The sequence below is a fragment of the Micromonospora sp. NPDC049529 genome, assembly GCF_055586685.1.
On record NZ_JBVJHT010000024.1, the window covers coordinates 85,983 to 110,100 of the forward strand.

19 protein-coding genes are annotated in these 24,118 nt (G+C 71.0%); 1 reads left to right on the top strand and 18 read right to left on the bottom strand.

Going from position 1 to position 24,118, the window contains the following annotated elements:
- Positions 1-135: 135 nt before the first annotated feature.
- From ACZ6QQ_RS31945 to ACZ6QQ_RS32025, 17 genes are all read right to left on the bottom strand, one after another.
- Complete coding sequence (locus ACZ6QQ_RS31945) at positions 136-2,040, bottom strand: anthranilate synthase family protein (protein ID WP_465881343.1); 1,905 nt, start codon at positions 2,038-2,040, stop codon at positions 136-138.
- Positions 2,037-2,732 (bottom strand): isochorismatase family protein, encoded by a 696-nt coding sequence (locus ACZ6QQ_RS31950; RefSeq protein ID WP_465881344.1) that lies wholly within the window; start codon positions 2,730-2,732, stop codon positions 2,037-2,039. The genes ACZ6QQ_RS31945 and ACZ6QQ_RS31950 overlap by 4 nt, the downstream gene beginning before the upstream one ends.
- 43 nt (positions 2,733-2,775) lie before the next feature.
- On the bottom strand, positions 2,776-3,546 hold the full coding sequence (locus ACZ6QQ_RS31955; RefSeq protein ID WP_465881346.1) for a 2,3-dihydro-2,3-dihydroxybenzoate dehydrogenase: 771 nt from the start codon (positions 3,544-3,546) through the stop codon (positions 2,776-2,778).
- Positions 3,547-3,574: 28 nt separating this feature from the next.
- Complete coding sequence (locus tag ACZ6QQ_RS31960) at positions 3,575-4,744, bottom strand: 3-deoxy-7-phosphoheptulonate synthase (protein WP_465881347.1); 1,170 nt, start codon at positions 4,742-4,744, stop codon at positions 3,575-3,577.
- A 266-nt stretch (positions 4,745-5,010) separates the two neighbouring features.
- Positions 5,011-5,973 carry a UbiA family prenyltransferase gene (locus ACZ6QQ_RS31965; RefSeq protein ID WP_465881349.1) on the bottom strand — a complete coding sequence of 321 codons (963 nt, stop codon included), beginning with the start codon at positions 5,971-5,973 and terminating at the stop codon, positions 5,011-5,013.
- Complete coding sequence (ispG, locus tag ACZ6QQ_RS31970; RefSeq protein ID WP_465881350.1) at positions 5,970-7,142, bottom strand: flavodoxin-dependent (E)-4-hydroxy-3-methylbut-2-enyl-diphosphate synthase; 1,173 nt, start codon at positions 7,140-7,142, stop codon at positions 5,970-5,972. Before ispG ends, ACZ6QQ_RS31965 begins: the two co-directional genes overlap by 4 nt.
- Positions 7,133-8,983 carry a 1-deoxy-D-xylulose-5-phosphate synthase gene (locus tag ACZ6QQ_RS31975; protein WP_465881351.1) on the bottom strand — a complete coding sequence of 617 codons (1,851 nt, stop codon included), beginning with the start codon at positions 8,981-8,983 and terminating at the stop codon, positions 7,133-7,135. Before ACZ6QQ_RS31975 ends, ispG begins: the two co-directional genes overlap by 10 nt.
- Before the next feature lie 104 nt (positions 8,984-9,087).
- Positions 9,088-10,128, bottom strand: a complete 1,041-nt coding sequence (locus tag ACZ6QQ_RS31980) for a polyprenyl synthetase family protein (protein ID WP_465881353.1) — start codon at positions 10,126-10,128, stop codon at positions 9,088-9,090.
- 17 nt (positions 10,129-10,145) lie between these two features.
- The gene (locus ACZ6QQ_RS31985) at positions 10,146-11,096 is read right to left on the bottom strand and encodes a 4-hydroxy-3-methylbut-2-enyl diphosphate reductase (RefSeq protein WP_465881354.1); all 951 of its coding nucleotides are present in this window, start codon (positions 11,094-11,096) and stop codon (positions 10,146-10,148) included.
- Positions 11,097-11,144: 48 nt separating this feature from the next.
- Positions 11,145-12,551, bottom strand: a complete 1,407-nt coding sequence (locus tag ACZ6QQ_RS31990) for an NDP-hexose 2,3-dehydratase family protein (protein ID WP_465881355.1) — start codon at positions 12,549-12,551, stop codon at positions 11,145-11,147.
- A gap of 479 nt (positions 12,552-13,030) precedes the next feature.
- Positions 13,031-14,023, bottom strand: a complete 993-nt coding sequence (locus tag ACZ6QQ_RS31995) for a Gfo/Idh/MocA family protein (RefSeq protein WP_465881356.1) — start codon at positions 14,021-14,023, stop codon at positions 13,031-13,033.
- Positions 14,023-14,616, bottom strand: coding sequence for a dTDP-4-dehydrorhamnose 3,5-epimerase family protein (locus ACZ6QQ_RS32000; RefSeq protein ID WP_465881357.1), 594 nt, complete (start codon positions 14,614-14,616; stop codon positions 14,023-14,025). The genes ACZ6QQ_RS31995 and ACZ6QQ_RS32000 overlap by 1 nt, the downstream gene beginning before the upstream one ends.
- Positions 14,617-14,689: 73 nt before the next feature.
- Positions 14,690-15,796 (bottom strand): nucleotide disphospho-sugar-binding domain-containing protein, encoded by a 1,107-nt coding sequence (locus ACZ6QQ_RS32005; RefSeq protein WP_465881358.1) that lies wholly within the window; start codon positions 15,794-15,796, stop codon positions 14,690-14,692.
- Between the two features lie 32 nt (positions 15,797-15,828).
- On the bottom strand, positions 15,829-17,172 hold the full coding sequence (locus ACZ6QQ_RS32010; protein ID WP_465881360.1) for an FAD-dependent oxidoreductase: 1,344 nt from the start codon (positions 17,170-17,172) through the stop codon (positions 15,829-15,831).
- Positions 17,173-17,224: 52 nt separating this feature from the next.
- Positions 17,225-18,007 carry an SDR family oxidoreductase gene (locus ACZ6QQ_RS32015; RefSeq protein WP_465881361.1) on the bottom strand — a complete coding sequence of 261 codons (783 nt, stop codon included), beginning with the start codon at positions 18,005-18,007 and terminating at the stop codon, positions 17,225-17,227.
- Positions 18,008-18,145: 138 nt separating this feature from the next.
- Positions 18,146-19,396 carry a methyltransferase domain-containing protein gene (locus tag ACZ6QQ_RS32020; protein ID WP_465881363.1) on the bottom strand — a complete coding sequence of 417 codons (1,251 nt, stop codon included), beginning with the start codon at positions 19,394-19,396 and terminating at the stop codon, positions 18,146-18,148.
- 211 nt (positions 19,397-19,607) lie between these two features.
- The gene (locus tag ACZ6QQ_RS32025; protein WP_465881364.1) at positions 19,608-20,801 is read right to left on the bottom strand and encodes an acyltransferase family protein; all 1,194 of its coding nucleotides are present in this window, start codon (positions 20,799-20,801) and stop codon (positions 19,608-19,610) included.
- Between the two features lie 468 nt (positions 20,802-21,269).
- Between ACZ6QQ_RS32025 and ACZ6QQ_RS32030 the strand changes: the two genes are divergently transcribed.
- Positions 21,270-22,178, top strand: coding sequence for an LLM class flavin-dependent oxidoreductase (locus ACZ6QQ_RS32030; RefSeq protein WP_465881365.1), 909 nt, complete (start codon positions 21,270-21,272; stop codon positions 22,176-22,178).
- Between the two features lie 47 nt (positions 22,179-22,225).
- Here ACZ6QQ_RS32030 and ACZ6QQ_RS32035 read toward each other — a convergent pair whose 3' ends face one another.
- Positions 22,226-23,836 carry an FAD-binding oxidoreductase gene (locus tag ACZ6QQ_RS32035; RefSeq protein WP_465881366.1) on the bottom strand — a complete coding sequence of 537 codons (1,611 nt, stop codon included), beginning with the start codon at positions 23,834-23,836 and terminating at the stop codon, positions 22,226-22,228.
- Between the last annotated feature and the right edge of the window lie 282 nt (positions 23,837-24,118).

The window sequence follows — 24,118 nt, forward strand, 5'->3', positions numbered from 1 at the left end:
CCTGGACGGCCGACGCGGAAGATGGTCGGACGCGCGGACCCGGATCCGCGCGTCCGACCATGTTCACTGAGCCGCCGAGCCGAATCGAGCGAGCCGAATCGAGCCGGCAACGGAGGCTGTCTGCCGTGCCGGGGGTCAACGGCGGTTGAGGACCCAGGAGACGAGTTCGCCGAGGATCCGGACACCGTCGCGGGTCAGCACCGACTCGGGATGGAACTGCAGTCCCGCGAAGTGCGGGCCGCGCAGGGCGAGCACCTCACCGGTCTCCCGGTCCCGGCTGACCTCGACCACCCCGACGCCGGCGCAGTCCACCTTGTCCTCACCCGAGGTGAGCGCGAAGGTGTTGTAGAAGCCGACCCGCTCCTGGTAGCCGAAGAGGTCGATCGAGCGCTGCACGCCCTGGTTGGGGACCTTCCTGCGGATGAGGTCGAAGCCCAGCACGGTCCCCAGTACCTGGTGACTGAGACAGACCGCCAGGAACGGACGCCGGTCCTCCAGCAACCGGGCCAGGGTGCTCCGCAGGTGACCGATCTTGGGGTCCCCGACGTCGCCCGGGTCACCGGGTCCCGGACCCATGATCACGAGATCCGCATCGTCCAGGGCGTACGGCTCGTCGAACCGGCGTACGGTCACCGCGAGCCCCAGCGAGCGGAGCTGGATGGCGAGCATCGAGGTGAAGGTGTCCTCGGCGTCCACCACCAGGACCCGCCGGCCGGCGGTGGCCGGTCCGGTCGCCGGGTCACGTGCGTCCTCGCCCAGCCAGAAGTCCGCGAGCGCCTCGTTGCGTTGCCGCAGCGCGGCGCGTACGCGGGGATGCGTGTCGAACCGCGCCGGGGGGTCGACCCGCAGCGCCGCCAGCAGGGCGGCCGCCTTGGCACGGGTCTCGGCGACCTCCGCCTCCGGGTCGGAGTGCCGCACCAGCGTCGCGCCGACCCCGATCCGCAGCCGCCCGGCGTCGTCGATGTCCGCGGTCCGGATCAGGATGGCCGAGTCCAGCAGCGCCGCGCCCTCGTCGTCCTGCCCGATCAGCGCCAGCACGCCGCTGTAGTAGCCCCGACCGTCGGGCTCGTGCCGGGCGATCACCCGGCACGCGCTCTCCAGCGGGCTTCCGGTCACCGTCGGCGCGAGCAGGGTCTCGCGGAGGATCTCCCGGGGGTCGCGGGTGCTGTGCCCCTCGATGACGTACCCGGTGTGCGCCAGCCGTGCCATCTCCCGCAGGTAGGGCCCGTCGACCCGGCCGCCGCCCTCGCAGACCCGGGCCATCATCTTCAGTTCCTCGTCCAGCACCATGTACAGCTCGTCGGTCTCCTTGCGGTCGTCGAGGAACCGCAGCACCTCCGACAGGGTGGGCCCGGACGGCGGGTAGCGGTAGGTGCCGCTGATCGGGGTCATCACCGCCGTCCCGTCACGCAGGCTGATGTGCCGCTCCGGCGTGGCGCCGACGAGCGTACGGCCACCGAGGTACGCGACGAAGGTCCAGTAGCTGCCGGACTCCCGCTCCAGCAGCCGCCGGAAGATCGCCAGCGCGTCCCGGGGGGTGAAGTCCGGGATCTCGGCGAGGTAGGACCGCTTGATGACGAAGTTCGCGCCCTCCCCCGCCCCGATCTCCTCGGCGAGCACCCGGCGGACCACCTCGGCGTACGCGTCGTCCTCCAGGTCGAAGCGTCCGCCGGAGATCCGTACCGGCTGGTCCGGCACGCGGGCGAGCAGTTCGGAGACGGCGACGGTCGCCTGCCCGGTCACCGACATGGCCAGCAGTGGTGCCTCGTCGTCCCGGCAGGCGAAGCCGCGCTCGGTGACCTGCCGGTACGGGATCACCGCCAGTACGTCGTGCCGCGCGCCGCCGACCGGCCCGGACCGCTCCGGCAGCGGTATCCCGGCGATGGAGGCGGCCACCGAGACCGTTCCGACCAGGACGTCCACGATGCCCGGACCGGTGGTGTCGGGGCGCTGGAGCAGGGCGAACGCGGGTGGGTTCGGGCCGAGGATCTGACTGATCAGGTCGGTCGCCGACGGCGTGGCCGGGGTGCCGGTGGTCATGCCGCCCTACCTTCGACGCCCTGCTCGTGACTGACCAGCGGGCGGCGGTGGGCGGCCCGGCCGAGTTGACCGAGCAGCTGTTGCGTCGTGGCGACCACGGCGCACCGCTCGGCCGCGTACCGCAACGCGAACCGGTGGTACTCGGCGGAGAAGTCCGCCACGGCGTCGGCCGCCAGGAACGTCTCGATGTCGTTCGAATACGCCTCGACCGCGGTCATCAGCACTCCCACGTGCGCGTAGACGCCGCAGACGATGAGCTGGTCCCGGCCGCTCTCCCGGATCCGCTCCAGCAACCCGGAACGGAAGAAGGCGCTGTAGCGCCACTTCCGGAACACCCAGTCCTGCGGTGCCGGCTCCAGCGGCTCGACCACCGCCCGGTCGGCCGGTTCCACCCGCATGCCCGGTCCCCAGAAGTCGCGCAACAGGCCGCGTTCCCGCTCGGTCATCCCGCCGGGCTGCATCGTGTAGCCGACCGGGATGCCGAGTTCGTGGCACCGGGCCCGCAGCAGCGCGGTGTTGCGGACCAACACGTCCCGGGTTGCGCCGGCCGGGATCGGCCGGAGGAAGTAGCGCTGCATGTCGTGGATCAGGAGTACCGCGCGGGCGGGATCGGGCCGCCAGGACGCGGTGTTCTCCGGCAGGTCGTCCGCCGCCGGGATGGGATAGGACTCGATGGGTGGTATGCCTGCCATGGGATCTGTCCTCCGTGGTGTGGGACACGAGGGGTGACGGCGGCTAGACGCCGAGACCGGCCCCACCGTCGACGGTCAGGGTGTGCATGGTGATGTGGCCCGCCTGCTCGGAGAGGAGGAAGACGACGGCGTCCGCGACATCGGTCGGACGGGCCAGCTTGCGCAGCGGGATCCCCACCCGGTACGCCTCGGGGTGGCCGTCGAGCGTGCGACGGGGACCGCTCTCGTCGTGCCACATCCCGGTCAGCATCGGTGTGTCGGTCGACCCGGGTGCCACGACGTTGCAGCGCACGCCGTACTGGGCGACCTCCAGGCCGAGTGTCTTGGTGAAGATCGTCGCGGCGGCCTTCGACGCGGCGTACGCGCCCATCTGGGTGCGCGGGGTTCCGGCGGCGTTGGACGCGACCGTGACGATCGCGCCCCGACTGCGCCGCACCATCCGCCGGGCCACCGCCCGGGAGAGGAAGAAGACGCCGTCGACGTTGACCGCGAAGGTGGCCGCCCAGTCCTCGTCGCTGAGTACGCCGACCTCACCGAGCCGGAGCACTCCGGCGGCGTTGACCAGGAAGTCCACCGGCCCGAGCCGGTCCTCGACCTCCTCCACCACCCGGTCGACCCCGGCCCGGTCGGCGACGTCGGCGACGAACGGGTGGACCCGGAGATTGGACGCGGCGCACTTCGCCGAGAGCTCCGCCAACCGTTCGGGGTCGCGGTCGACCGCAGCGACCACCACCCCCCGCTCCCCGAGGGCCTGGGTGACGGCGACACCGATGCCGCCGGCTGCTCCGCTGACCAGCGCTATCGCGTTTTCCACTGTCGGGACCTCCAGGTTCGGTAGGTTGCTAGGGGCGCCACGCCGCCACCACCGACAGGGCCTGCGCCGGGTTCAGTCGCGGGTCGCAGAAGCTGGTGTACTTCACGCCGGCCTGGTCGGCGTACGACGCGTTGCGCACGCACTCGGTCACCTCGTCCGGGGTGATCTCCAGGTGGAGTCCACCGTCGACGCCGGACTCCGCCCGGAGGACCTGCTGGAACCGTTCGATCTCCTGCTCCACCACCTCGACGTACCGGGTCTTGAGTCCGTCCGGGGTGGTCACGGTGTTGCCGTGCATCGGGTCGCTGAGCCAGATGACCGGATGTCCGGCGGCCCGTACGGCGCGGACCAGCGGGGGCAGGCGGTCGGCGACCAGTTCCGCGCCCATCCGGGCGATCAGGGTCAGCCGTCCGGGCTGCCGGTCCGGGTCGAGCGCGGCGCAGAGGGCGAGCAGTTCGTCGGCGGTCATCGTCGGCCCGACCTTGCAGGCGACCGGGTTGACGACCCTGGAGAGCAGCTCGACGTGCGCCCCGTCCACCTGACGGGTCCGCTCCCCGATCCAGGGCCAGTGGGTGGAGGTGAGCACCGGTTCGCCCTGTTCCCGGCGGACCATCGGCAGCTCGTAGTCGAGCATCAGCGCCTCGTGGCTGGTCCACATCGGCTCGCCGGCGGCGGTCGGGGGGCCGCCGCCGTACCAGCCGAGGTGGCCCATGATCTCCCGGGCCGCCTGGTAGCAGACCAGGATCCGTCGCGGGTCGGGCCGACGGCCCTCCGGGTCGGGCTCCGGACTGTTGGTCATGTGGCCGCGGAACACGTCGAGTTCCATCCCGCCGACCCATTCGGTGCTCCGTGAGCGCGGCTTGGCGAACTGGCCGGCGATCCGGCCGACCCGCAGGACCGGTCGGCCGGTGACCGCGCCGAGCCGGTCGGCGAGCCGGTCGAGCAGGTCGGCCTTGCGTACGACGCTGCCCCGGCCGCACTCGGCGGGGTCCTCCGCGCAGTCGCCGGCCTGCAACACCCGGGCCTCGCCGGCGGCGACCCGGGCGAGCGCCGCGCGCAGCCGCACCACGTCCGACAGCCCGACCAGTGCGGGTGCGGCGGCGAGTTCCCGCCCGACCCGCCGCAGCAGTTCCGCGTCGCCCCAGACCGGCTGCTGCCGGGCCGGTCTGCCCCGCACGCTCAGCAGGACGCTGTCCACTGGTCCCTCCCCCTACCACGTGGCACGTGGCGCCGCGGGCTTCCCGGAGCGCCCGTCGCGGACGAGAATCGATCGAACATCGTCGTTGATCGATTGAGATCCATTCCTTGCGAAACACGTCGAGCCATTGTTGCCAAATCGATCGGACCATAATCGAACAGAACTTCACGAATCATGTTTGAAACTCGCGAAACTGCCAACAACCGTCGCGAGAATCTGTCACATGAGCCCCGCGCCATCCCGGTACGATGCCCCCACCAGGACCTTCACCAGCCAAAATGGATCGCGTTGAAGACCAGCACACAGGCGACGGTGACCCGGAAAACGATCACGCCACGACTGCGTGCCAGCAGCGGATCGCCGTTACCGAGGAAGGAGCCGTACTGCCGCAGCCGCAGCACCACCACCGGCAGCAGAGCCACCGCGAACCACGCCGGCGCACCGCCCACCAGGATGGGCAGTGCGATCACCGCGAGGTTCGACACGGTCAGCAGACCGAGGAATATCCGATTACCCCGAGGTGACGTCAGTACGGCCACTGTACGTCGTCCGACCGCCGCATCACCATTGATATCGTGCGTATTCGAATAGCCGGCGATGAGCAATTGCCCGAATCCGAACAGTATTCCCTCGGCCAGCACCAGCACCGGCAGATCCCCCGCGACGAGCGCGTACGGCACCAGCACGAAGCCGGCGGCCGAGGAGAGCAGCACCAGTTCACCCAGCCCCCGGTAGCTGAACTTGAGCCCCCACGAGTACTGCACGCTGATCGTCAGCAGCAGGATCGCGCCGAGCACCGACCACCAGGGCTCCTGGTCGCGGTAGAGCACGACCACGGTCCACCACACCGCCCCCCAGGCCAGGCTGCAGTAGCCGTACCACTGGGCCTGGCGGACGGTGAGCTCGCCGGTGAGCAACGGTTTGCGCTTGATCGGACGCAGCTGGGTCCGGTCCGCGGCCAGGTAGTTGGCGGTGTCGCTGCCGTCCTCAAGCCCGGTCACGTCGTCCAGGGTCATCACCGCGAAGAGCACGCCGACCTGGCCCAGGGCGAAGAACAGGATGGCCAGCAGGGTCACCCGATCCGTCCGGGCGGACGGGGCCAGCGCGGTCCAGACCACCACCAGGGCGAGCAGGAAGTCCAGGACGAACTGGTACTTCACCAGTCGGGCGAACCGTCCCAGCGTCGCGACGATGCCCACCGGCGGCCGGGAGCGCAGGGTCGTGGTCATCGCGGCTCCCCGGAACCGACCGCGTCGAGGTCGATACCCATCTCCTCGGCGAGCCGGACGGCCTCCTCGATCAGGGTCTCGACGATCAGCGACTCCGCGACGGTCTTCACCACCTCGCCCCGGACGAAGATCTGCCCCTTCCCGTTGCCGGACGCCACCCCGAGGTCCGCCTCCCGCGCCTCCCCCGGCCCGTTCACCACGCAGCCCATCACCGCCACCCGCAGCGGTACGGGAAAGTCCTGGAAGGCGGCCGTCACCTGCTCGGTGAGCGTGTAGACGTCCACCTGGGCCCGCCCGCAGGACGGGCAGGAGACGATCTCCAGACCGGGATCGGTGAGACCGAGCGACTGGAGGATCTGCCGGCCGACCTTCACCTCCTCGACCGGCGGCGCCGACAGCGACACCCGGATGGTGTCCCCGATCCCCTCGGCGAGCAGCGCGCCGAAGGCCACCGACGACTTGATGGTGCCCTGGAAGGCCGGCCCGGCCTCGGTCACCCCCAGGTGCAGCGGATAGTCGCACTGCTCGGCGAGCTGCCGGTACGCCTGGACCATCACCACCGGATTGTTGTGCTTGACGGAGATCTTGATGTCCCGGAACCCGTGCTCCTCGAACAGCGAGCACTCCCACAGCGCGGACTCGACCAGCGCCTCCGGGGTGGCCCGACCGTACTTGCTGAGCAGCCGGCGGTCCAGGGAACCGGCGTTGACGCCGATCCGGATCGGGATCCCCGCGTCCGCCGCCGCCCGGGCGATCTCCCCGACCTTGTCGTCGAACCGCTTGATGTTGCCCGGGTTGACCCGTACCGCGGCGCAGCCGGCGTCGATGGCGGCGAAGACGTACTTCGGTTGGAAGTGGATGTCGGCGATCACCGGGATCTGCGACTTGCGCGCGATCGCCGGCAGCGCCTCCACGTCGTCCTGGGACGGCACCGCCACCCGGACGATCTGGCAACCGGCGGCGGTCAGTTCGGCGATCTGCTGCAACGTCGCGTTGACGTCGGCGGTGAGGGTCGTCGTCATCGACTGCACCGACACCGGGGCGTCACCACCGACCGCCACCGACCCCACCTGGAGCTTGCGGGACACCCGCCGGGGGGCCAGCACCTCCGGCGGCTCCTCCGGCCGATCCTCCCGACCGACCCTCGGAATTCCCAGACTTACCGCCACCTCTGCTCCTCTCGGTCCTGCCCCAGCAGGCCGGCCAGCGCCTGGTCGAGGTCGTCGCCACGTGGTTCACCCTTGGCCAGGCCCAGGTCGACGCAACGCTCGATCACGGCGAGCGAGACGTCACGCACGGTCAACCCGCAGGCGGCCAGCACCTCGGCGCGCTTGCCCTGGGCGAGGAACCGGCGCGGCGTACCGAATTCGGCCAACGGGGTGGTGACACTGGCGTCCCGCAGGGCCTGCGCGACGGCGCCGCCGACCCCGGCCGCCCGGCTGCTGTCCTCGATCGTGATCACCAACCGGTGCCGACGGGCCATGTCGGCCAGCACCCCCGGCACCGGCTGCACCCAGCGCGGATCGACCACGGTGGTCCCGATCCCCTGGGCCCGGACCTCCTCGGCGACGCCGAGCGCCAGCCCGGCCATCGCGCCGACCGACACGATCAGGACGTCCAGCGGTCCGGACCGCGCGAGCACGTCGATCCCGGCGAAGGTCGCCACCGTCGGTACGTCCGGCCCGGTCGGTCCCTTCGGGAAGCGCAGCAGCGTCGGGCCCTCGGTCCAGTCCACCGCCTCGGTCAGCAGTTCGGCCAGCCGGGCCCCGTCGCGGGGAGCGGCGACCCGGAGCCCGGGCACCACCTGGAGGACCGACAGGTCCCACACCCCGTTGTGGCTCGGGCCGTCGTCGCCGGTGATCCCGGAGCGGTCGAGGACGAACGTGACCGGGCAGCGGTGCAGGGCCACGTCCATCAGCAGTTGGTCGAAGGCCCGGTTGAGGAAGGTGGAGTAGATCGCGACCACCGGCCGCAGCCCGCCCATCGCCAGCCCGGCCGCCATGGTCACCGCGTGCTGCTCGGCGATGCCGACGTCGATCACCCGGTCCGGGAAGCGGCGCTGGAGATCGGCCAGACCGGCCGGTTCGAGCATCGCCGCCGTGATCGCCAGGACGTCCGGCCGGGTCTCGGCGAGTTCGACGATGCGCCGGCCGAAGACCGAGGTGAACGAGGGGCCGGACGACGCCGCCAGCGGCTGCCCGGTCTCCGGGTCCATCGGGGCGATCGCGTGCCCCCGGTCCGCCTCGTTGCGCTCGGTGTGGACGAAGCCGCGTCCCTTCTCCGTCACCACGTGCACGACCACCGGCCGGCGCAGTCCCCGCGCCGCCCGCAGCACGGTCTCCACCGCCTCGATGTCGTGCCCGTCGACCGGGCCGAGATAGTCGAAGCCGAGCTGCTCGAACAGGTTCGGCCCGGTCTGCCCGGCCCGGAGCGTGCCGAGGTGGTCGGCCAGGGCGCCCCGGGTCGGCGCGTACGAGCGCTGGTTGTCGTTGAGCACGATGACCAGCGGCCGGTCCGTACCGCCACCGATGTTGTTCAACGCCTCCCAGGTCATCCCGCCGGTCATCGCCCCGTCGCCGACCACCGCCACCACGGTCCGGTCCGACTCGCCGGCCAGGGCGGCCGCCCGGGCCAGGCCGTCGGCGTAGGAGAGCGCGGTGGAAGCGTGCGAGTTCTCCACCAGGTCGTGCTCGGACTCGGCCGAACTGGGGTACCCGGACAGGCCGCCGCTGCGCCGCAGCCGGTCGAAGCCGGCCTGGCGGCCGGTCAGCAGCTTGTGCACGTACGACTGGTGGCCGGTGTCCCAGAGCAGGCGGTCGCGGGGCGAGTCGAACACCCGGTGCAGCGCGATGGTCAACTCGACCACGCCCAGATTCGGCCCCAGGTGCCCACCGGTGGACGACACCCGGTCGATCAGGAACTCGCGGATCTCGCCCGCCAGCAGACGTAACTCGGCAGCATCCAGCCGGCGCAGTCGCGCCGGGTCTTGCACCGTCTCCAACAGGGCCATCGTCATCACTCCTTAGCTGTGGCCCGTCCCGGCGCCCTCGGCGGACCGGGGCGGGAGTTGCCCGCGCCCGTCGGCCGCCGGGCCGTCCGGGTCCGGAGCGCCGCTCACCGGTTCCGGTACGCCACTTCCCGGGCCATCTCCGTCAGTTCGTGTCGCCACTGCTCGTCCAGGCCCGCCCCGTCGATCGCCCGACAGGCCTGCTCGACCAGACCGTCGATCCGTCGTTCGATGTCGGCGCGGACGTCGATCTCGACCAGTCGCCGCCGCAGCGCGGCGGTGTCCCACTCGGGCTCCGAGACCAGTGCCCGAACCTGCTCGTCGCGCTGCGTGGCCTGGGCCAGCAGCAGGGTCATCTTGTGCTGTTCGAGGTCGAGCCCGACCGGTTTGCCGGCCACCGTGCTGTCCCCGAAGGCGTCGATCAGATCGTCCCGCAGCTGGAACGCCTCACCGAGCGCTTCGCCGTAGCCCTCGAACGGCCGTTCCAGGTCGGCCCGTCCGGCGATCACCGCGCCCAGCAGCAGCGGACGGTGGATGCTGTACCGGCCGGACTTGCACACCGCGATCCACCTGGACAGTCCGGGGTCGACGATCGACTCGGCGGCCACCGCCATGTCGAGGAACTGTCCGATCTGGATCTCGGTGACGAGGTCCGCCCAGACCGCGTGCGCGGCCGGCGGACGAGCCACGGCGAGCCGCTCGGCATACACCGTGGCCAGGTCACCGGCGAGGATCGCGACACCCTCGCCGTACCGCCGGGCCTCACCCCGCCACTCCAGGGCGACGTGTTCGGCCGCCCACCGGGTGTGGGTGGTCGGGGTGCCCCGGCGCGTCTCGGCGGCGTCGAGCACGTCGTCGTGGATCAACGCGGCGGTGTGCACCAGTTCCAACCCGGCGGCGACGTCGACGACCGCGTCGTCGTCGGGATCGCCACCGGCGGCCAGGAAGCCGCTGAGACAGAACGACGGCCGCAGCCGTTTGCCGCCGACCGCGACCAACCGGGTCACCTCGTCGACCGGTACGGCGCCCCGGTGGTCCAACGCCGACCAGCGGGCCCGCTCCACGACGAGGAAGTCGCGCAGGCGTCGCTCGACCCGGTCCAGCAGCCGCAGCCGGAGCTGCCGTACCGGTGATACCGCCAGGTCCACTGTGATCCTCCGCTTCGTCAGTTCGCCGGTACGGGGTTGGTGAGTCGCGCCGGCGGGGAGAAGACGATGTTCTCCTCGGCGACCCGCTCCAGCTCGACCTCGTCGTATCCGAGTTCGGCCAGCCGGTCCAGCAGCTGCTCGACCAGGATCTCGGGGGCGCTGGCCCCGGCGCTCACCCCAACGGTCCGGACCCCGACGAGCCAGTCCGGATCGAGCTCGGTGACGTCCGGCACCAGGTACGCGGCCACGCCGAGCCGGGCCGCGACCTCGACCATCCGGACCGAGTTGCTGGAGTTACGGGACCCGACGACCAGGACCAGGTCGCTGTTGGGCACCAGTGCCTTGACCGCGTCCTGCCGGTTCTGGCTCGCGTAGCAGATGTCGTCCGTGCCCGGCCCGATCAGGTCGGTGAACCGGCCGCGCAGCACCTCGGTGATGCCCCGGGTCTCGTCGGTCGACAGGGTGGTCTGGGTGAGGAACGCCAACGGGGTGTCGAGGGGCAGGTCCAGCCGCTGCGCGTCCTCGGCGGTCTCGACGATGATGGTCCGGTCCGGCGCGTGCCCGTACGTCCCCTCGACCTCCTCGTGTCCGGCGTGCCCGATCAGCAGCAGGGTCCGGTCGGCCCGGGCGAACCGCAGCGCCTCCTGGTGCACCTTGGAGACCAGCGGACAGGTCGCGTCGATCACGTCGAGCTGCCGGACGGCGGCGTTGTGCCGCACCTGCGGGGAGACCCCGTGCGCCGAGAAGACGCAGACGGCGCCCTCGGGTACCTCGTCCTCGGAGTCGACGAAGATGGCCCCGCGTTCGGCCAGCAGCCGGACGACGTAGTGGTTGTGCACGATCTCCTTGCGGACGTACACCGGCGCCCCGAACTTCTCTAGGGCGAGTTCGATGATGGAGATTGCCCGCCGTACCCCCGCGCAGAAGCTGCGGGGCTCGGCCAGGATCACCTTTTTTCCAGCCGCCATGGTGCGCTTCGCTCCTGTTCGTTCGGTGTGGCCGGGGAGGGGCCGCCGCTAGAGACGTACGGCCCGCGCGTTGAAGCAGGCGAGCAGGGTGCGCGCCTGGACGTTCACGTAGTGCCCGTGCCGGACCAGGAGGTTGAGCTGCCCCGGCGTGACCCACAGGTAGCCGGGCGGCGGCTGGGTCGGCGCCTGCGCCTCGTCCGCCTCCACCACCAGGTAGCGGCTCACCGCGTTGCGGAACCGGCCGCCCTCCTCGGAGTGGACGGCCTCGTACCGGATCCGCTCCGGGCTGGCGGTCAGCATCAGGTCGAGCAGCGGCGGACGGGGCACCGCGCCGGCCGTGGCGTAGTGCGTCGGGGTGCACTGCACGGTCGGGCCGAGCTCGATCCGGTCCAGGAAGCCGCCCTCGACCCGGCCGTGGGCCAGGACGTGCGGCACACCGCCGAACCGCCGTACGACGAAACCGGCCAGCGCCGGCTCCAGCGGCTCGATCAGCGGCTGGGTCCACCCGGTGACCTCCCGGTTGCTCGCCGCCACCGACACCGCCATGACCCGGAAGAACCGTTCGGGTACGTGTTCGATCGACCAGTCGTCCCGGACCCAGTCCTCGGTCTTGGACAGCGGGATGAGCCGGGCCCGGAACTCGTGCCGGGAGCGCTCGGCGGTGAACCAGGAGAGCACGTCCCGATCGGAGTTCATCGCGCCGACCTCGGCGTACTCCACCGGGGCGCAGGCCAGGACGGTGCGCGCGTCCATGTTCACGAGGTTGTCCTGGCGCAGCAGGGCGCCGATCTGGCCGAGGGTCAACCAGCAGAAGTCCTCGTGCGGCGGGACGTCGTCGAACGTCTCCACGATGATGTTGCGGTTGGCCTTGCGGAAGAACCAGGCCCCGTGCTCGGACTGGAGGACGTCGGCGATCACCCGGCCCCGCCCCGGCTCGGTGAAGTACTCCAGGTAGCGGACGGTCGCACCCTGGTGGACCCGGGTGTAGTTGCTCCGGGTGGCCTGCACCGTGGGCGAGAGCTGCACCAGGTTCGGGTTGCCCGGCTCCATCTTGGCCTGGAGCAGGAAGTGCAGCACCCCGTTGAACTCCTTGGCGAGGATGCCGAGGATGCCGACCTCCGGCTGCACGATGATCGGCTGCTGCCACTGGGCCACCGGGCCGCTGCTGCCGGTGACGTGCAGCCCCTCCACGGTGAAGAACCGGCCGCTGCTGTGCCCGAGGTTGCCGGTCTGCTCGTCGAACGACCAGTTCCGCAGGTCGGCGAAGGCGATCGGCTCGACCCGGAAGGTGCCGGCGGCGGACCGTCGGGCGAACCACTCCGGGAAGTCGTCGGTACGCAGCCCGCTGCCGTCGCCGACGGCGGCGGACAACGCCATCCGGGCCGACAGGGTCGGGTCCTCGCGCTGTTTCAACGGGACGGCCGACCCGGTGGTGTCGGCCAGGGACAGCGACATCGAAACTCCTCGTCGTCGGGGCACGTCGGACCGGTGCGGACGGACGGTCGCGCTCGGCTGGCGCCTGCCCGCGGCTTCCTTCCGACGTGACTCGGATCCGGACGATCATTTCCTCATTGCGTACGGGCGATCCATTCGGGAATTGCGTCGACCAACGCTTCCGACGGCAGGGACAAGTCACCGAAGAGAGGATTGGCGCCGCCGTCGGAAAAGCGGGATATCCGCAGTACCGACGTCCGACCCTGACGACTGATAGCGCGACGACTGCGAGACGAGAGCCCCCGACAGCCATGTCGGGGAGCTACGGTACGGACAGGTCACCTAAATATCATTGACGTTAGTGACTGTAGTGGGGTCGTCCCGCCAACCGTTCCGGTGGCCTGCGAGTCTGTCAGGTTCGAATTCGACAGGATTTCGACAATGATCTATTCGATACCCATTCCGAACCCCGACCCGGGAAAACGGCGACCAGCGCCGGGTCAGTGGTCGGCGAGTCGGCGGATCTCCGCCAGCAGCCGTGCCTGTGGCAGGCAGAGCGGGTCCACGGCGGCGCCGGACCGGACGGCGCGGACGAAGGCCTCGACGGTGTTCGCCACCTGGTCGGCGGCGGGCAGCGCGACCTCGGTCCGCCCCGACCCGTCGTGCAACTCGGCCACCGGCCGGTACCCCGCGGGCGGGGTGAAGGCCCGGTCCAGCACGATCCGGCCCCGACTGCCCCACAGTTCGTAGCTGTTGCGGTACGCGTGGTCGAGACCGAACGCCAACTGGGCCACCACCCCGTCCGTACGGCACAGCAGCGCCGCGCCGGAGGTGTCGACCGCGAGCCCCCCGGTGCGGGCCAGGACGGCCCCGAGCACCCGCAGCTCGGCACCGAGAAAGTGCAGCGCGGCGCGAACCGGGTAGAGACCGGTGTCGAAGAGACCGCCACCGTCCAGCTCCGGCCGGTAGCGGATGTCGCCGTCGGGCAGCCGAGGGACCGCGAAGGTGGCCCGGAACTGCCGGAGCTCCCCGATCGCGCCGTCGCCGACCAGTTGCCGTACCCGGGCGTGCTGCGGATGGTGGACGAACATCACGTTCTCCATCAGCGCCAGGCCCCGGTCGCGGGCCAGGTCCAGCAGCCGCGCGCTCAGCGCCGGGTCGGTGGTCACCGGCTTCTCGGCCAGCACGTGCTTGCCGGCCCGCAGCCCGGCCTCGACCCACTCGGCGTGCAGCGCCGCCGGCACCGGCACGTACAGCGCGTCGACGTCGTCGGCGGCGACCAGTTCGGCGTAGCTGTCGGCGACCCGGCAGCCGTACCGGTCGGCGACCGGCCGGGCTCGCTGCGGATCCCGGCTCGCCACCGCCGCCACCCGCAGGTCGGGACTGTCGGCGAAGGCGGGCAGCATCCGCCGCACGGCGATGTCGGCGCAGCCGAGCACCCCGATCCGGATCGGCTCGCCCGCTGCTCGCGCAGCCGCGGAACCGCCGCCCATCAGCCCGCCCCGGCAGCGGAGGTCAGCTCGGCCCAGCCGGTGAGCCGGCCGCTGGCCAGCACCTCGGCCAGCCCCGGCGCGCGCCGGTCCTTGTCGGACATCAGCGGCGGCTCGGACAGCTCCCAGGGCAGGGCCAGCTCGGGATCGAGCGGGTTGACGTCGATCTGGGTGCCGGGGGCGTAGACGGTGGACATCAGGTAGCAGATGCAGGTGTCGTCGGTGAGGGCGAGGAAGCCGTGCCCCACCCCGTCGGGAATGTGGACGGACCGTCCCGACGGGGCGTCGAGCACATAGCTGTCGTGGGCCAGGTACGTGGGCGAGCCCGGCCGCAGGTCGACGATGACGTCCCGGAGCGCACCGCGTACGCAGGTCACGTACTTGACCTGGCCGGGCGGCACGGCCACCAGGTGGATACCGCGCAGGGTGTTGCGGCGGGAGACCGAGTAGCTGACCTGGCGGGGCGTGAACGGCGTGTCCAGGACCGAATCGAGGCGGTCGGTTCGCATCCCCTCGTAGAAGGTGCCCCGGTCGTCCCGATGGTGCTCCGGAACGACCAGGTACGCGCCGGCGACCGCCGTCGGGCTGATCCGCACGCTTCGTGCCCCTCTCGTCCGCTCGCCCGCTCCCGTCCACCCGGCCCGGTCCGGTCGACCGGGCCGGAGCCGGTCAGCCGAGTACCAGCGCCTCCATCCGGCCCACGATCTCGGCCGGCGTCGGCAGCTGCGCCAACTCCCGGGACAGCTCCCGGGCCCGCTGCCCGTACGTGGGATCATCGAGCAGCCGCCGGCACGCGTCAACCACCTCCTGCGGTCCCCGGCCCCCGGTGGTCACCAGGTCACCGGCGCCGTACCGGACCAGTTGCGCGATGGCCTGGGTGGGGTACTCCGGATCGACGATGAGCTGCGGCACCCCGGCGTTGAGCGCCGTCATGTCGGTTCCGCCGCCGCCGTGGTGCACGATCACGTCGCAGGTGGGTGCGAGTACGTCCAGCGGGACGAAGCCGACCCGTACCCCGGACAGCCCCTCCCGGACCTGCTCCGCCACCTGCTCCGGCGCACCGACGACCACCTCGGCACCGACGGCGGCCAATCCCTCCGCGAGGGTCCGCAGGGTCGCGCCGTCGTGCAGCCGGGTGCCCGCCGTGAGATAGACCCGGCGCCGGTCGGCCCGGCTGTACATCCACTCCTCCAGCGGCTTCTGCGGGTTCGCCGGAACCCACCGGATCGGCTGGGTCTCCGGCGCGTCGGCCGGTCGCAGTCCGGGCGGACAGACGTCGAGCCACAGGTCCGGCTTCGGCAGCTGCTCCAGGCCCAACTGGTCGAGCACCGGCCGCAGGACCGCCTCGGCACCCGGGTCGTACATCCGGCAGTCGATCCGGTCCCACTCCAGCCGTACCGCCGGGATGCCGAGGTGGTGGGCGAGCAGCGGGGCGGTGTAGAACATGCCGCCGCCGACGACGATGTCCGGTCGCCAGTGCTTCGACAGCTCCAGCAGCGCGTCCAGGCTGCTGACGGCGATCTCCGCGTACACCTGGCCCACCGCGCGGGCCGACTCGGTCGGGTCCGTCGGCATGTTGGTGACGAAGGCGGCGACCTCTTCGGCGGACAGTGGCGAGATCCGCACCGGGGCCAGCCCGACACTGGCGATGTGCGGCAGCACCCAGTCGATGCCGCCCATCATGACCTGGTGGCCGGCGTTGCGGACCGCGGTCGCCAGCGGGGTGTGCGAGAAGATCGGGTACGGACTGTTGCCGGGGATGAACAGCGCCTTCAAGACTTTCTCCCTTTCGGACGGACTCGCCGGGCTCAGGCGGCGCCGGTGAGAGCCGCGGCGGCACGGACGCCGGAGAGCATCGCCGCCTCGGTGGTGGGTGAGTTGAAGTAGTCACCGGCGAAGACCACCGGAGCGTGCTGTTCCTCCAGCACCCGCACCGACCGGCGGTACCGGCCCGGCGCGGGGATCGGGAATCCGTACGGGCGTTCGGCGATCTGGAACGGGGTCGGGTCCGCCGGGAAGTCCCGCCAGAGGCTGCGCAGCAGCGGGGTGACCGCCGCGAACTGCTCCCGCTCGGGAAGTCCGATCAGGCGCCGGGTGTTGGCCCGACCGGGGTACGCGAGGACCAGCAGCTTCTCCACCGGCCGCCCCTGCTCGTCCCGGACCCGGCGCGGATAGGTGATCATGTTGCGGATCGGCGGGTCGGCGGCACCACCGGCCACGATGTGCGCTTCGGCGGGCAGGCTGCCCGCGTCGACCAGGTACGACACGGACAGCGCCGGCTCGTACTCCTGGGTCTCCAGGAAGTTGCGGGTCTCGGTGCCGACGACCGTGCCGGGCAGCCCGGTGGTCAGCTTCGCCGCGATCGGCGCCGGGGTCGCCACCACCACGTCGTCGAAGGTCTCGGTGACCGGCTCGTCCCGCTCCCGCCGGGCGGTGATCCGGACCCCGTCGCCGATGAACTGCACGTCGGTGACCTCGTGCGAGAGCCGCAGCTGCGCCCCCTCGGCGTTGCGCTGCGCCAGCGTCTCCATGCCGTCACGGAGCACGTAGAAGTCCGAGCCGCCCAACCAGGCCACCAGGGAGCGGGCGTGCACGGCGGAGATGTCCTCGCAGGCGAAGTTCCAGAAGCCCTCGATCTGGGGACGGAGCAGGAAGTCGAAACCACGCCGGGAGAACGTCCGGTAGCCGTACTCGGCGGCGGTGGAGCCGTCGTCGAACGGCGCCGTCTTCACCGGGTCGAACAGGTCGAGCTTGTCGCGTTGGCGTACCTCGCGGATGCCGGTGAACAGGAACGCCAGCCGGTCGCGCAGCCCGACCTGCCGGTAGCGGAGCAGGTCCAGCGGGGTGTCCGAGGAGAGCGGGGTGGCGACTCCGTTCTCCGAGATGTAGACGTTGCTGGAGATCTTGATGAGCTGGTCCTCAAGGCCGTACTCGCGGATCTGCTGCGTCATCAGGGGGTAGAAGCTGACGTACATCAGGTTGATGCCGACGTCGGGCTCGATCTCGGGCCGGTGCCACGAGCGGGCCCGGCCGCCGAGACCGTCCGCCGCCTCGAAGAGGACGACGTCCCGGCCGGCCCTGATCAGTTCCCTGGCGGCGGCGCACCCCGCCATGCCGCCGCCGATGACGGCGGTCCTGGCTCGACCGGACATCTCGTTCCTCCTCGGGTAGCAGCTGTGGGCTGTCCTTGCCGGTGGCCGCCGGTCAGTGCACGACCACCTCGCCGTGCGGGCGTTCCAGTCCCTGGCCGAGGCCGCCGTCGACGGGCAGTTCGATCCCGGTGGTGAAGGTGGCGTCGAAGCCGAGGAAGAGCACCGCCGTGGCGACCTCCTCCGGCAGGCCGAAGCGCCCCATCGGGGTCATGTCGTTGCCCTCCCGGATGTTGGCCTCGGTCAGCTCCGGCGTGAGGTGCGAGATGCCCATCGTCTCGGTCGCGGTGAAGCCCGGACTGACGGCGTTCACCCGGATCCGCCGGGGCAGCAGTTCGGCGGCGAAGACCTTGACGAAGGCCCGGATGGCGGACTTCATGCCGGTGCCGACGCTGGTGGCCACGAAGCCCATGCCGACCGCCACGGCGGTGGTGAAGACGAACGACCCGCCGTCGCGGACCAGCGGCGCGAGGCGTTGGGCGGTGAAGAAGGCGCCCTTGGTGTTGACGTCGAACATCTTGTCGTAGACCTCCTCGGTCACCGCGTCCAGCGGCCCGAAGCGCAGGTACCCGACGTTGACGAAGACGAAGTCGACCTGGCCGAGCCGGTCCTCGACGATCTTGCCCAGCTCGTCGATGTCGGCGAGGCTGCCCGCGTCGGAACGGACGACGTGCGCGGCGCGGTCGGCCAGCTTCACCCGCGCGGCCTCGACCCGCTCCTCGTTCAGCCCGGTCAGCACCACCTCGGCGCCCCCGTCGAGCAGCGCCTCGACCACCGCCATCCCGATGCCGTGGGTCCCGCCGGTGACAACGGCCTTCTTGCCGTCATACTTGCCCACTTGATCTCCTCCGTCGCTCGGATGCTCTGCTTCGACCGCCCGGTACGCCTCCTGCGCGGCTCCCGCCGGACTATCGATCGGAAAAGTGCTCGCCTCGTCGTCTGGTTCCGTCGTTGGACCCGTCCGGCCGCCCGGCGGCTAGTCGATCCGCACCCCCGGCACGTACCGGATCCAGTGCCCGCCCGCCGCCCGGAAGCCGGCCTCCTTGGCCATGATCTCCTCGGCGTGGTTCCAGGCGAACAGCAACGCGTAGTCGGGCCGGTCCACGGCGAACTCCTCGGCCGGGCGCACCGGGATGTGCGTGCCGGGGGTGAGCCGGCCCTGCTTGGCCGGGGTGCTGTCGTAGACGCACCGGACCAGGTCCGGGCCGATTCCGCAGTAGTTGATGACGGTGGCGCTCTTCGCGGTGGCCCCGTACCCGACGACCGAGTGCCCCTGCGCGGCGAGATCGCGCAGCAGCGTCATCAGCTCCGTACGCGTCCGGCGCACCTGGTCGGCGAAGTGCCGGTACGTCGCCGGGTCGGCGAGGCCCTGCGCCCGCTCCCGCTCCGTGTGCTCGGCGACGCTCGGCCGGATGATCCGGGCGCCGGACCGGGCCACCGTGAACCGCATCGCACCGCCGTGCACCGTCAGCGGTTCGACGTCGACCAGCTCGAACCCGTAGGTCCGGACCATCGTCGCCACCGAGGTCGCGGAGAAGAGGTAGAAGTGCTCGTCGTAGATCTGGTCGAAGGCGACGCTGCCGATGATGTCGCCGGCCGTGCGGTCCTCGAAGACGAACACCCCGTCGGGGGTGAGCAGCTCGTCCACACCCCGGAAGATCGAGTCCAGGTACGGGATGTGGCTGAGCGTGTTCGCCGAGAAGATGACGTCGGCCCGCCCGTCGGTGGCGGCGATGTCGGCGGCGGTCGCGTACTCGAAGAAGGCCGTCCGGACCCGGATGCTCTCCGCCCGGGCCAGCTCCGCCACCCCGGCGGACGGGTCGACCCCGAGGTGCCGGACCCCGGCCTTGGCCAGGGTTCGCAGCATGATGCCGTCGTTGCTGCCGATCTCCACCACGAACGGGTTCGGGCCGGTCAGCTCGGTGCGGAGCAGGTGGTTGGCGATGCCCTCGAAGTGCGCCCGCATCAGCGACGAGCCGGACGAGCGGTACGGGTAGTCCTCGTGGAACATCTGCTCCCGAGGGACCTCCTCCAGTTGCTGCACCATCGTGCAGGACCGGCAGTGGCCGACGACCAGCCGGTAGAAGAACTCGCTCCCGGCCGTCTCGGGTGTCACGAACGAGTCCGAGACCGGCTGCCGTCCGAAGTCGAAGAACTGCTCGACGTCGCCGCCACAGATCCGGCAGCTCCGTCCGGTGACCACGTTCGGCTCCGCGGAATCGATCATGACGCGCTCCTTCCGAAACCACTCGACGATCGGGCACCCGCTTCAACCGGGCGGACATCTTCGGCACCCGGGGCGGGACGGCGGACCTGGGCCGGCGCCCCGGAACCGCTCAAGAGGGGGCGGACGGGTCCCGCGACGGCGCCCGGGTGATCACCCGGGGCCGTCCACAGCGGGAATACCTGATGCAGTCTGTTCAGCCGGACGGTCTGCCTCAAGAGCGGCCGGGTGAATGTGTCACGTCCACCGCCCGGCCCTCCCGGCCGTCCGGCGGGGTCGTCCCGGCCGCCGCGGCGGCCGCCCGACGCTCCTCGCGCTGCCGCCGCGAGTACGCGAACTTGCGCATCATCGGTCGCTCCACGAGGGCGTGCAGCACCCAGGCGAGCAGCAGGGAGAGCACGAAGGACAACACGATCAGCCCGACCGCCAGCGGGGTGTCCCAGCTCGTCCCCGGGCCACCGAGCCAGTGCTGCCCGTAGACCTGGAGGAGCCGGTGGATCAGGTAGAAGGCGAAGGACACCTCACCGAGCCAGACGAAGGTACGGCTGCGCAGGAACGACGGCTTGCCCCGCAGGTCGAGGCTGGCCACGGCGGGAATGAGCAGCGCCAGCGGGATGACGGTCGGCGCCACCGCGTGGTACGGCGACGGCGTCGCCAGCAGGGCCAGGTAACCGAGCCCGACCAGCCCGGACGCCGGCAGTACCCCGAGCGGGATCCACCGGCCGGTGAGCACGATCCGGGCCATCAGCACCCCGAGGACGAACTCCAGGGCCCGTACGGCGGGCAGGGAGTAGAGCAGCCACCCGCGCCACAGGTCGTACGGGTGGTCGGGCAGCAGGGTCGCCACGAACACCATCACGAAGACCAGTGCCATCACGACCCCGGCGGCCAGCCAGAGCCGGGCCGGGGGGATCCGCCGGGCGTACCGGAAGATCAGCGGGAAGGAGAGGTAGAAGAACACCTCGCAGGCGAGCGACCAGCTCACCTCGTTGAGCGAGTAGATGATTTCGAACGACGGGAACCAGGACTGGATCAGCAGCAGGTTCGTCACCGCCTGGGCCCCGGTGAAGGGCTGGCTGAAGGCCAGTGCCAGGGCGATCGCGAACACCCACACGACGATGTGGTTGGGATAGATCTTCACCACGCGTCGGCGCCAGAAGTACACCGCCCGCTCGCCCGGCCGGAACGACCACGCGATGACGAAGCCACTGAGGATGAAGAAGAAGCTGACCCCGATCCCGTTGGCCTTGGAGAAGAGGAAGTCGATGACCTTCGTGACCCCGGGGTCGCTGAACGGGGCGATGAAGTAGGAGTGGTAGAGGAAGACGGCGATCACGGCGAAGAACCGGAGCCCGGTGAGCGACGGAAGTTTCGACGCCCCGGGCGGGTCAGCGGTGGAGGAGGTCATCGGGCGCTTCTCCTAATCGAGTCGATCTTTATGATCCGTACGCGCCCGGCCAACACGGCGGCCCCGCCGGCTCCCTGGTGCCGCCGTGGGTGTTACGCATCCGCCGGACCTGATCGCGTCGCTCGTGCTGGTGATCGAGCATCTTCGGCCCCCCGGTGCGACTCAACCGGGAAACCCGGAGTCTGTCAGGTCAGCACGAAACGCCCGCCGGTCCGACCGTCGAAATTGCCCCTGACGACGTTCCGACAACCGGGTACGGGGTCGCCGAATACCGGCCTGATCGCCGCCGCATAACGACCGCAATCCGCCGGTGAGCACTTCCGCAAGGGGTCCCTCTACTGGCATTCCTCCATCATGGTCGGTACCCTGAAAAGCGGGCGGATCCCGGAAGAGCGTCCCGTCATCAGCATTCCGGGACCGCAGATAATCGTTTCGTCATAGGCATTACCTGAGCACGGAGGATCGACGATGCCAGCACCCAGGGTCGGCATAGCACTGCCCACCATGACCAATCTGGAGCCGGAGGGATTTCCCGGGCTGGCCGCCGGAGCGCGTCACGTGGAGCAGTTGGGATTCGACTCGGTATCGGCCGCCGACTTCATCAGCGGCACCGGATCGCCGGCACTCGACTGCACCCTGGCCCTCGCCGCCGCGGCGGCCGCGACCGAACGGGTCCAACTGCGGACCGGCGTGCTGATCCTGCCGCTGCGTCCGGCCCCGTGGGTGGCGACCCAGGTGGCCACCCTGCAACACCTGTCGGGCAACCGGGTCATCCTCGGCGTCGGCTCCGGTGGTTTTCCCGGCGCACCGTTCTGGCAGGCGGTCGGTGCGGCGGCGGCCGGCCGGCACCGGCGTACCGACGAGGCCCTGTCGGTGCTGCCCGACCTCATCTCGGGCAAGCCGGTGCAGCTCGACGGGGTGGAGGTCACCCTCGCCCCGGCCACCCCGGTGCCGCCGATCCTGGTCGGTGGCAACTCGGACCGGGCGATCCGCCGGGCCGCCCGGTTCGGCGACGGTTGGTTCCCCTCCCTGATCACCCCGGACAAGCTCCGGGCCGGCGCCACCCTGCTGCGCGAGCTCGCCGCCGAGCAGGGCCGCCCCGCGCCCACCATCACGGTCTGGCTCCAGGCGGGAATCGGCGACGACGAGGCGGTCACCACGGCGAACGACGCGTTCCGGCGCAGTCTCGTCGACAGCTACGGCCTCAGCGCGGAGGAGGCCGAGCAGGTGCCGATCGCCGGCAGTCCGGCGCAGGCCGCCGAGCGGCTCGCCGCGTACGTCGACGCCGGGGTGGACCACTTCGACCTCGCCATCAGCGGCGGCGACTGGCAGCGGCAGTGTGAACTCGTCGCCGAGACCCGGGCGGCGCTGAACTGAGCCGGACGGCCCGGGTGGGGGCAACCACCCGGGCCTGCACCAGCCCGCTACGGCCGGATCGACTGACGGTGCCGGAAGACGTTGCCCGGATCCCATCGGGCCTTGACCTTCTGTAGCCGCGGATAGTTGCCCTTGTAGTAGAGCGTGTGCCATGGCACCGCTGACCGGTTGAACGCCGGGTCGCTCAGATCCCGGTCCGGGTAGTTGATGTAGGACCCGTCGGTGACCGCGTTCGGCACCGGTACGCCACCGGTGTCGGCGTACATCTCGGAGAAGAACTCCCGCAGCCAGGCGACGTTCACCGCGTCCTCGGCCGCGGTCATCCAGTGGTTCTGGTAGAGCAGCAGCAACAACGAGTCCCGGTGCGGCGAAGCGGTCGCCTCCGACGGCGTCCGGTTGATCTGGCCGCCCACCGAGGTGAGCACGAGCTGCCCGTACGGGTTCTCGTAGTCCGTCCGGGTCAGGTGCCGGTACGCCACCTCGATCTGCCGCCGGGGGAAGGCCGCCCGCATGAACGCGGACTTGTGCTCGCTGCGGAAGTTCGGGTTGGTCAGGGTCGCACCACCCAGCGTCGAGTACTGGGTCGCCTTGAGGAACGGCGCCCGCAGGTCGTTGCGGAAGTCCGGCTCGACCCCGAGCGCCCGGCTCAGGTAGTTCACGAAGTCGTTGATCAGCCGCTCTGCCCCGGGCACGGTCGCGTCGATCTGCGACGCCAGGAAGATGCCGCCGGCCGAGGCGTGGTTGAGGAAGAGCCAGTGCCCCAGATCGGCGTACGGCGAGTCGGCGCCGCTGTTCGCGTGGTGCCAGGCGCCGTACGCGGTCAGCAGGGAGCCGAAGCGCGCCTCGTCGATCTGGCTCCACGGCCAGGACGCCTCCACCACCAGCGCCTCGCTCGGCGGGTTGGGCAGCAGGTCCCCCGGATCATCGCCACGGGCGTCGCGGGACCGCAGCCAGAAACGGGTCACCACACCGAAGTTGCCGCCACCACCACCGGCGACGCCCCACCACAGGTCCCGGTTCGGGTCGTGCGGCTCCCGGGTCGCCACCACCCGCCGGGCCCGGCCCCGGTGGTCGACCTGCACCACCTCCACCCCGTAGAGGTGGTCGATCACCAGGCCGTGCCGGCGGGAGAGCACGCCGTAGCCGCCGCCGGAGATGTGCCCGCCGACGCCGACGCTGTAGCAGCCGCCGCCGGGGATCGTCACCCCCCAGCCCTGGTAGAGGGTCTTGTACGTGTCGAGCAGGATCGCGCCGCCCTCGACCGCGAACGCCCGCCGCTCGCTGTCGTAGTAGGCCCGGTTCATCAGGCTCATGTCCAGGACGACCTGCACCTCGTCGTTGTTGACGAAGTCCTCGAAGCAGTGCCCGCCGCCGCGTACGGCGATCCGGCGCCGACTGTCGACCGCCTCCTGGACGGCGCGGACGACCTGGTCGGTCTCCTCCGGCAGCCGTACCGCGTCGGGTCGCCCCTGCCAGCGGTTGTTGTAGTCCCGGGTCAGGTCCGGGTACCGGCGGTCACCGCGACGTACGGTGATCACGTCGCCGTCCCGCCCGCGCGGCGGTGATGCCAGGGCCGCCTCGCCCACCCCCACCGTGCCAGCGGCGCCCACCAGGGCGCCCGTGCCGATCAGTAACCGCCGTCTGTCGAGGTTGCTCACGTGGTACTTCCCTTCCTCCGGCTCGGTGTTCCAGATCGCCGCGGCGCGCACCCGACGGCGCGGACCGGCCCGGCTGCTGTGGCGCCCGGGGCGATCATCCGGGCGTCGAGTCTGCTGAGCCCCGGGCCGACGGCTCAAGAACCACTCGGGGTTTGTGTCAGGTCGCCTCGGCACCGTCAGTGGGCGGGCCGGCGTGGGGGGGGGGGGGGGGGGGGGGGGGGGGGGGGGGGGGGGGGGGGGGGGGGGGGGGGGGGGGGGGGGGGGGGGGGGGGGGTGGTTACT